The organism is Argonema galeatum A003/A1 (assembly GCF_023333595.1).
GTDB classification, from domain to species: domain Bacteria; phylum Cyanobacteriota; class Cyanobacteriia; order Cyanobacteriales; family Aerosakkonemataceae; genus Argonema; species Argonema galeatum.
This window is the reverse complement of record NZ_JAIQZM010000004.1, coordinates 240,060-249,695: the sequence shown is the minus strand read 5'-3', so window position 1 is coordinate 249,695 and position 9,636 is coordinate 240,060. Positions and strand designations below refer to the sequence as shown.

Sequence of the window (9,636 nt, the reverse complement as noted above, 5' to 3'; positions counted from 1 at the left end):
GCCAAAACCCGCAACAACATACCCATTATCCTTTGCGTTAAAAAAAATCCTATGTCAGTGTAGGAGAATTCGGTATACTCAAACCCTTGAGAGTCTGCGCCATTTCCTGCAAACTCAACCCCTTACTTTGAACCAACACCCCAAAACCGCCTAACCCCATTGGATTTATCATTTGGTGTAAAGCATCGCGACGCTGCAAAACTTGCAGAATCGCCTTACCATCAGTAGCATTACTGGAAGAGAGAGAAGCGATACGGTTCCCCAACCCCAACGCCATCAAAAATAACCCTTGCTGAGTAAAACCAATCTTCTGCAAACGGCATAATTCACCCCAGCGTTCCAATGCCGTAAAATTAACATGGGCTGTGATATCTTGTCTGCCAATATTTATATAAGGATTGTCATGATGCGCGTGCTGATAGTAACATTGTAGCGTACCCCTATCTCTACCTGGGCTGTAATAGCGACTAGCTATATAGCCATAATCAACAGTTAAAAGATATCCGCGCTGTAGCTTATCTGCAACTGTACTTAACCAGTCCAAAGCTGCTAGGTTAACTTCACTGCGATAGACATCTGGATAAGCAGGAGAAATCAAATCGATTTCGACTAATTCAAAATATTTAATCAACTCATTTGTAGAAGGTTCATCCGCCACTTCTACAAAATTTATACTATCCTGGTTTGTTACGTAGATTTCGCTCAGTTTGCCATTTTCAATCACAAACTGATGTACTGGTAACGCATCAACCAATTCATTAGAAAAACAGCAGCCGATAATAGTTTCAGTTGGTATTTCTTCAATAGCACACCATCGGATTGGCAATTCTTTTAACCGCTGTTGCTGTTCTTTTTTTAAAGCCGGTGACTTTTCAACAATGATGTATTCTATGGCGTTAAAAAAATCGGGATATTGCCGTTGCGAATATCGCAGAACGTCACCTGCCAAAATTCCTTGTCCTGCGCCCATTTCTACTAACGTAAAAGGCACCGGACAATCCAGAATTTGCCACATCTGGACAAATTGTTCGGTCAGCAATTCGCCAAAATCAGCACTAAGATGAGGCGAGGTGAAAAAATCACCCTGCGCTCCAATATTGACTTTATTGGTGGCGTAGTAACCGTGCTGGGGGTGATACAGCACTAAATCCATGTACTCGGCGAAGGTGATGCGCTGTTGTGGACATTGGGAAATGCGAAGCGCGATCGCATCACACAAATCCAGATTATAATCATTCATGATATTTTAGATTTCAGGCTTTGGATTTTAGATTTTAGAATGGAATCAATCCAAAATCCAAAATCCAAAATCCAAAATTTACCTCTAGCGATCGACCGAACCCATGATAATGTCAATACTGCCCAAAATTGCCACAATGTCGGCAACTTTTGCACCCTTAAGGATGTGAGGGAAAATTTGCAGATTGTTGTAATCGGCTGCACGAATCTTCCAACGCCAAGGGAATACATTATCATCCCCAATCAAATAAATTCCCAGCTCGCCTTTACCGCTTTCAACGCGAGCGTAAATTTCACCTTTGGGAATCTTGAAAGTGGGCGCAATCTTCTTACCGATGAACTGGTAATCAAAACCGTTCCACTCAGATTTTGGCCCGCCTGCCATCCGTTTGGCTTCCAGGTTCTCGAATGGCCCGCCGGGAAGCCCCTTAATCGCTTGGCGAATAATCTTCACTGACTCGCGCATTTCGCGAATCCTCACCAGATAACGGGCGTAACAATCACCCGCAGTTTCCCATTGCACTTCCCAGTCGAAATCGTCGTAGCACTCGTAGTGGTCAACTTTCCGCAAATCCCACTTCACTCCCGAAGCGCGTAACATGGGGCCAGAGAGTGCCCAGTTAATCGCTTGTTCGCGGGTGATGGTGCCGATGACTTCTGTCCGCCTGCGGAAGATGGGGTTATCGGTAATCAAGCGTTCGTACTCATCCACTTTGGGCAGGAAGTAGTCGCAGAAGTCTTCGCATTTGTCAACCCACCCATAAGGCAAATCCACTGCTACTCCGCCAATGCGGAAGTAGTTGTTGTTCACCAACCTATACCCGGTAGCTGCTTCCCACAAATCGTAGATCATTTCCCGTTCGCGGAAGATGTAGAAGAAGGGCGTTTGAGCGCCAACGTCAGCCAAAAACGGGCCAAGCCACAGGAGGTGATTGGCAATCCGGTTCAGTTCCAGCATGATGACGCGGATATAGCTGGCGCGTTTGGGAACTGAAATATTGGCTAGCTTTTCGGGTGCGTTGACGGTGACAGCTTCGTTGAACATCCCCGCCGCGTAGTCCCACCGGCTGACGTAGGGAACGTACATGATATTGGTGCGGTTCTCGGCAATTTTTTCCATGCCGCGATGCAGGTAGCCAATAACTGGCTCGCAATCTACTACATCCTCCCCATCCAGGGTGACAATTAACCTCAACACCCCGTGCATCGAGGGATGGTGCGGCCCCATGTTGAGGATCATGGGTTCGGTTCGGGTCTCAATTCTTGCCATAGAACAGCAATTTTAATTTTTGTTTCGCTGCTTCAATTATATTGGCTCAAGCCTTCGGAGTTGAGTTAAAACTGACTAAAATAGGTATAGCAAATTTCTTGGGTAAAGATTAGCTATCTTCGAGCATTTCTATTTTAGGTGAGATGCAATGGCGATGACTCAGGAACAGTTCGATGTGCTGGTACAGCGTTTAGAAGGTTTTGCCCGTCAGCAACCCGCAAGTTATAAACTGCGTGTTGGTCTTTTAGCTGCTCTTGGTTACGCTTACATTTTCCTCATCCTAGCAGGACTGATTGCACTGTTGGCGGTTTTGGTGCTGCTGGTGCTGGTTAGCCACAGAATCAACGTTTACATGATTAAGTTTGCCATTCTGTTGCTGGTTCCGGCTTTTATCATTTTGCGATCGCTTTGGGTGACTTTTCCCCCACCTACAGGTTTAGCACTCACCCCCCAAGAAGTTCCACATCTATTTGCCTTCGTTGACGAACTTACCTCTAAGCTACAAGCTCCCCGATTTCATCACATCCTATTGACAAATGAATTTAATGCTGCTGTTGTACAAAGACCTCGTTTAGGTCTGTTCGGATGGCAGCAAAACTACCTGATAATAGGGCTACCTTTGATGCAAGCTCTTTCTGGGAGCCAGTTTCGCGCTGTACTCGCCCACGAATTAGGACATTTATCGGGCAATCACAGTCGTTTTGCTGGCTGGATTTATCGGGTTCGCAAAACCCACGGTCAGATTTGGGAAAAGCTGCATCAAAGTGGAATGCACGGTTCTTCTATTCTTTTCGAGCGATTTTTTAACTGGTATATTCCCTTTTTCAATGCTTATTCCTTTGTTTTAGCACGCATGAATGAATACGAAGCCGATCGGTGTGCAGCAGAGTTGACAGGAGCGAAAAATGCTGCCGAAGCTCTTATCAGTACAGAAGTTAAATCTAGATTTTTGGAAAGCGAATTTTGGCCTAACATTTATAAACAAGTTAATCATAAAATAGAACCACCAGAGGCAATTTATACAAATATGTGTGCTGCCTTGGCGAATAGTTTGCCTGCGGAAGATGCCACTCGATGGTTTGAGCAATCACTCAAACAAAAAACTAATAACGCCGACACCCATCCCTGTCTATCAGATCGCCTTGCTGCATTAGGTTATTTTACCGATAAACAGCATAATGCACCTCTTAGCGAACCAGTTAAATTGAGCGCAGCACAGCAATTTATGGAAAATGTTTTAAATAAGTTGACAACTTATTTCGATAGCACCTGGAAACTGGCAAACGAAACGCCTTGGCGGCAGGAATACGCTTATGTCCAGGAATCGCTAAAGAACCTTGAAGCATTGCAAGAAAAAGCCCATCAGCAGCCTTTAACGGCGGAAGAAGCTTGGAATCGCGCTTCTTGGACGGCTAAATTAAAGGGTGATGAAGCTGCTATACCACTATTGCAAGAAATACTAACAACTCAACCGAACGACGCACCGGCTAACTATAGTCTCGGTCAAATATTGCTACATAAAAATGATGATTCTGGTATCGGTTACATCGAAAATGCGATGAAAACAAATCCGGAGTGTGTTATACAAGGCTGCGAGTTGATTTATTATTTCCTGATGCAACAGGAACAAGTAGAGTTAGCAAAAGCTTATCAGAAGCGTGCCGATCGGCAGTACGATTTATTGGTGAAGGCTCAGCAAGAGCGGTCAACTGTAACTGACAGGGATAGATTTGGACAACACAATCTGCCAAATACAGCAGTTGATCGTCTGCGTCAGCAGTTATCTGTTTACCTTCAGATTAAAGAAGCATACTTGGTACAAAAAGAGCTAACTTACTTTCCTGAAAAACCATTTTATATATTGGGAATCAAGCAAAACCGCCCTTGGTATCAATTGCATATTTCGGATCGCGATCGGGAACTTCTTAATAAGCTTGTCTCGGAAATAGAGTATCCAGGTCAGGCTTATGTTATTATATTGAACGATTACAACGGGTATAACCAGAAATTCGCCAAAATTATCGGCAAAATAGAAGATGCGTGTATTTATCGCCGCTAAATTTTCCTCATGGATGCGATCGACGATTATTTGACGAATCAGAAGGAACCAGCCGCATTTGTACATATTCCGGTGCTGGCGCATGAGTTAATTGAAGGGCTAGCAATCTGTCCGGGTGGACATTACCTCGATGCAACGGTAGGAGGTGGCGGACACAGCCGTTTAATTCTAGAAGCTGCACCCGATATCCAGATTACGGCTATTGACCGAGATGAGGATGCGATCGTCGCCGCCAAAATCTACTTGGCTGAATATACCTCACGCATCCAATTCTGGCAAGGCAATTTCACAGAATACAAACCCGAAAAAGAACTATTTGATGGTATAATAGCCGACTTAGGTGTAAGCTCGTTCCATCTCGATACAGGTTCGCGAGGCTTTAGTTTTCGGCACGAAGCTGAGTTGGATATGCGGATGGATCGCAGTCAATCCCTGACAGCAGATGAAATAATCAACCATTGGGAAGAGGCGGATCTGGCGGATATTTTCTACAAATATGGAGAAGAACGACTATCGCGACGAATCGCCAGAACGATCGTAGAGAAGCGTCCGTTTCAGACAACAACCGAGTTAGCAGAGGCGATCGCACGCTGCGTCCCCCGTCAATACCGCTACGGCAGAATTCACCCAGCTACCCGCTCCTTTCAAGGACTGCGAATTGCGGTCAATCAAGAGTTAACATCTTTAGAAACGTTCCTGTCTCTAGCACCCAACTGGCTAAAACCGGGTGGCAGAATTGGCATCATCAGCTTTCACAGTTTAGAAGACCGCATCGTCAAGCACAGTCTGCGAAATTCAGAAATATTGCGGGTGCTGACGAAAAAGCCGATCATACCACAAGAAGAAGAAATAGAAAGAAATGCGCGATCGCGTTCTGCCAAACTCAGATTTGCAGAAAAATTAAAGAAGGGGCTAGGGACTAGGGGCTAGGGACTAGGGGAAGAGGGAAAGAGGAGAGTGGGAGAGTGGGGGAGTGAGTAACCTTTCTTCGGCTACCAGTCATTCGCCGGGACAGTGGAACCCCACCCCCAACCCCTCCCCGCAACAGGCAGGGGAGAAATGCTCCCCCCTCTACGAGGTCGGAGAGGGGGGTTAGGGGGGTTAGGTTTGTCCCGGTAATGGTTGGTAGACCTTTTTTCTTCTTCCACTGACAACTGACAACTGACCACTGACAACTGACAACTGACAACTGACAACTGACAACTGACAACTGACCACTGACAACTGACCACTGACCACTGACCAATGACTATTTCAGCAGTCTTCTAATTTTTTTGACTTGGTTGCGATCGTTCGATGGAGGTAGCTCGCGGGGAATTTCGACTCGGAAACTAGAACCCTCACCCACCTTACTTTTAACAGAAACTGTTCCCTTCATCATCAGCACCAGCGATCGAATAATAGTCAACCCTAAACCAGTACCGTAGTGTAACTTTGTAGTGCTTTGATCCACTTGCCGGAATTGTTCAAAGATATATTCTAAATGTTCCTCAGCGATGCCAATTCCTGTATCCATCACTGTTATAGCCAATCGGTCATCAGACACTTCACACACCTCCACCTTTACACCACCGGCAATGGTGAACTTGATGGCATTGGATAGCAGGTTAATCAAAATCTGCCGCAAACGCGCAGTGTCGTTGACAATAAACGGGTTATTCAGAAAAGTGCAAACCTCCAAGTCGATGTTCTTCTCTTCCGCTAGGGAACGAATTTCTTCGGTAGTGGTTGTCACTAGAACGGCCAGGTTTATTTGTTCGCGTTCGAGATCCATGCGACCCGCCTCAATTTTCGAGAGGTCGAGGATGTCATCGATCAGGGTTAACAGGTGTTTGCCATTGTTGAGGATGCGTTCTACCATGTTTTCCTGTTCGGGAGCGAGGGAATGTCCTAGCTGCGGTTCAGAAACTTCGCCTTCTTGGGCCAAGATGCTGCGCGATCGCATTGCCGAACGCAAAAGCAGTTGGGAAAAGCCAATAATGGCATTCAACGGAGTACGCAGTTCGTGAGACATAGTAGCCAAAAACTGCGATTTGAGTCGGGCGGCTTCCAGAAGTTGCACGTTTTGCAGCCCAATTTGTTCGCGTCGATCTTCCAATTCCCGGTTTTGATTGCTCAACAGTTGGTTCTGCTGAGCTAAACGTTCCTCTCGCTCCTCTAAAGCCTTGATCGATCGGGCATTATTAATAGCTATAGCCGCCTGTTCCCCCACCGCAACCAGCAGGTGTCGGTCTTCCGAATCGAAAGCATGGAAATCTTCCCAGTTGCCTATAGCCAGCACCCCCAACCGTCCAGACTCAGCCGACTCAATCGGAACTGCACACACCGAGGCGGGGGAAACAATTTCAGAGTTACCAGAAATTTGAAATCTAAAATTTTCAATCTCAAATTCCTCGCTGACTGATGAAGAAGCAGTCGAGAGGGCCACTGCCAGCCATCCTTCCTTACTATCCAAAGCATTTTCCAGTCGTAATTTTTCCGTGCCTATGCCAGCTGTAACCGTCAATAGGAGCCGATCGCACTGAGCGTTATGTAAAACGATCAAACAAAACTGCGCCCCGCCGATCGCATCGCAAACCGACTGAACCATCACCTGCAAAAGGTCTGGCAAATTGGCAAGACGTTGGTTTAGTAGATTTGTCAGGCTTTGCAGCGTTCGCAGTTGTTGCTGCTGTTCTCCCAAAATTACGATCGCCTTGCGGAGATTCTCGCTAGCCTCTTGGGACTCCCGATAAAGCCTTGCATTATCAACTGCTAGCGCCGCCCGACGCGCCAGATCCTCTACCAACTCTAGGTCAACCTGAGTATATTGACGATCGGACTCCGATATACCTAAAGTGATGACCCCCAGGGTTTGCCCGCGAGCGACTAGAGGCACGCACATGACAGACTTAGGAGCTAATTGGCGCAGTATTGCCTGAAGCTTGGCATCTTCAGCTTTGGCTAATACGGCAGGATCTTTAATTTCGGGGTAAAATTCTGACTGCCCGGTCTGCAAAACCTTCCCTACTCCAAATGAGGCATTTGGGTTAATTGGGTGCAGGCGTTGCATATCCTGCAAAGATGCTTTCTGAACTGGATCTGCGTGGGAGAAAGCGACGCGGCGAAGGGTAGGAGAAACGGGCTTATGCCATATTTCCACATTTTCCACCTCAAGTACATCGATAACGCACCAGTCGGCAATTTGAGGCACTGCCAAATGAGCCAGATTTGACCATGCGATCTCGTAATCTAGAGAGATAGAGAGGATAGTGCTGGCATCAGCCAGAAAGCGTTGGGAATCCTCGGCTCGCTTGCGAGCCGTAATATCGCGGCTTACTGTAAGAACATATTCGGGCGAACCGTTCTGGGCAAATTCCGGCACCAGACGAGCTTGATAATATCTCGTTTGTCCGTTGGGTGCTAAATAATCGAATTCCATTACCTGTTCTTGCCCCGTTGCGAACACATTTTGCAGGCACTCTTGCCACTGGAGGTTTGTGTTTGGTGGTAACCCTAACGCCGAGAAAGTTTTGCCGATGAGCGTTTGAGGCACCATTCCAGTTGTCCTTTCCAAAGCTGGGCTGACGTAGACTAGGCGCAATTGTCGATCGTAGCGGGCAATTATGTCGGGGGCATTTTCAACCAGGGCTTTGAATTCTTGTTCGCGCCGGTGTAAAGCTGACTCCGCCCGTTTCCGCTCGACCGCAAAAGCAACATTACTGGCGATCGTTTGCGCTAATTGAATTTCTTGTTCAGTAAACTGATGCGGCTTGTTGTAGTAAACCATAAACCTGCCGATCGGCTTTTCTTGTGCCACTAGGGGAATGAACCCCAAAGCGCGAATACCTTCTTTAAGAATTTTAGATTTTAGATTTAACATTGCCGATTGAACATTCTCTTCCTCAATCTGCAATGTTAAATCTGAAATTTGCCATGTTGATGTTTCCACATCAGAAATGCAAATTGGCTCTGGATTATTGGTATCGCAAGACCAAGGCGAATATCCTTCCACGCTGCGCCGATATTCCTCCGAGAGTCCGCACCAAGCCTTGAAGCGCATCACCCCATCGGCATCAAACAGAAGTACGGAAGTGCGATCGGCTTTGAGAGCCCTAGTAAGACCATTTAATGCTACTTGATAAATCTCTTCTAAAACAGCAGCACGACTGGCTGCATCAGTTATTTGATAAATAGTTTCTATTTGGTCAAAGCGGCAGCGCAACTCCTTTTGGGCAAGCTTTGCCGAGTTAATATCGCTAATAATACCCGCCATTCGCACTGGTCTGCCTTGGCTATCCCGTTGCGCTTTGCCCCGCGTCATGCAGTAGCGATATTCCCCCGATGTATGACGCAGGCGAAATTCTAGGTTAAATTCAACATTTTCACAAAGATGAGCAATGAGCGCTTTTTTAACTTTCTGCCGATCTTCTGGGTGGATGAGTTGAGAGATTGCTTCCCAAGTGCGAACGGCACCGGAACTTTCCACCCCACATTGAGAGGCAGACAAACCGATAATTTCTATTAGACGGTCATTCCAATAAATTTCATTTTTGGTAATATCCCAGTCCCAAATAACATCGTTTGAGCCTTCGAGTACCAGGCGATAACGTTCTTCGCTAATTTTTAGTTGTTGTGTAGCTATGAGCGCTTCCATTTCCGCTCGGTAAATGCGAATCGCATTGCGTAGGCTTCTAGAGAGGGACTCGGTAGAAAGTTTTCCCTTAGAAAGATAGTCAGACGCTCCCGCCTTCATCATTTCAACAGCAATTTGCTCATCTCCTTGGCCGGTCAACACCACCACAGGCATTTTGAAACCCGCAGAGCGCAATTGCTTTATCAGTGCCAATCCATCCGCATCTGGTAAGCGATAGTCGAGGAAGATACAATCAAAGGTCTTCTGCCTTAAAGCTGCTAGAGCCGTAGCACAACTCTCCGCCTCCGACAGTTCGATCGCTTCACCGGCAGCCTTGAGCGATCTGCGAACGACTATCCGATCCACCTCATCGTCATCTACCACCAAGATTTTCAGCGTCTCTTCTATCATGATTCGATACTTTCAAATCTAAAATCTAAAATCTAAAATCTA

The 9,636-nt window shown here is 46.4% G+C and carries 5 protein-coding genes; 2 read left to right on the top strand and 3 right to left on the bottom strand.

Translation table 11 applies throughout. From position 1 onward, the window contains the following. Positions 1-49: 49 nt before the first annotated feature. Together LAY41_RS07225 and LAY41_RS07220 are read right to left on the bottom strand one after the other, a co-directional pair. A complete protein-coding gene (locus LAY41_RS07225; protein ID WP_249095778.1) occupies positions 50-1,240 on the bottom strand; it encodes a class I SAM-dependent methyltransferase in 1,191 nt (396 codons plus the stop codon). Positions 1,241-1,324: 84 nt separating this feature from the next. Then, positions 1,325-2,509 carry an NAD(P)H-quinone oxidoreductase subunit H gene (locus LAY41_RS07220; RefSeq protein ID WP_249095776.1) on the bottom strand — a complete coding sequence of 395 codons (1,185 nt, stop codon included), beginning with the start codon at positions 2,507-2,509 and terminating at the stop codon, positions 1,325-1,327. 154 nt (positions 2,510-2,663) lie between these two features. Between LAY41_RS07220 and LAY41_RS07215 the strand changes: the two genes are divergently transcribed. Together LAY41_RS07215 and rsmH are read left to right on the top strand one after the other, a co-directional pair. Next, positions 2,664-4,568 carry a M48 family metallopeptidase gene (locus tag LAY41_RS07215; protein ID WP_249095773.1) on the top strand — a complete coding sequence of 635 codons (1,905 nt, stop codon included), beginning with the start codon at positions 2,664-2,666 and terminating at the stop codon, positions 4,566-4,568. A 9-nt stretch (positions 4,569-4,577) separates the two neighbouring features. After that, a complete protein-coding gene (gene rsmH, locus LAY41_RS07210; RefSeq protein ID WP_249095772.1) occupies positions 4,578-5,498 on the top strand; it encodes a 16S rRNA (cytosine(1402)-N(4))-methyltransferase RsmH in 921 nt (306 codons plus the stop codon). Between the two features lie 319 nt (positions 5,499-5,817). Here rsmH and LAY41_RS07205 read toward each other — a convergent pair whose 3' ends face one another. Beyond that, positions 5,818-9,594 (bottom strand): GAF domain-containing protein, encoded by a 3,777-nt coding sequence (locus tag LAY41_RS07205; RefSeq protein ID WP_249095770.1) that lies wholly within the window; start codon positions 9,592-9,594, stop codon positions 5,818-5,820. Positions 9,595-9,636 lie beyond the last annotated feature (42 nt).

Excerpts from the sequence above, each read along its gene's own strand:
- LAY41_RS07225 (WP_249095778.1), bottom strand. The coding sequence starts at position 1,240 with ATGAATGATTATAATCTGGATTTGTGTGATGCGATCGCGCTTCGCATT.
- LAY41_RS07220 (WP_249095776.1), bottom strand. The coding sequence starts at position 2,509 with ATGGCAAGAATTGAGACCCGAACCGAACCCATGATCCTCAACATGGGG.
- LAY41_RS07215 (WP_249095773.1), top strand. The coding sequence starts at position 2,664 with ATGACTCAGGAACAGTTCGATGTGCTGGTACAGCGTTTAGAAGGTTTT.
- rsmH (WP_249095772.1), top strand. The coding sequence starts at position 4,578 with ATGGATGCGATCGACGATTATTTGACGAATCAGAAGGAACCAGCCGCA.
- LAY41_RS07205 (WP_249095770.1), bottom strand. The coding sequence starts at position 9,594 with ATGATAGAAGAGACGCTGAAAATCTTGGTGGTAGATGACGATGAGGTG.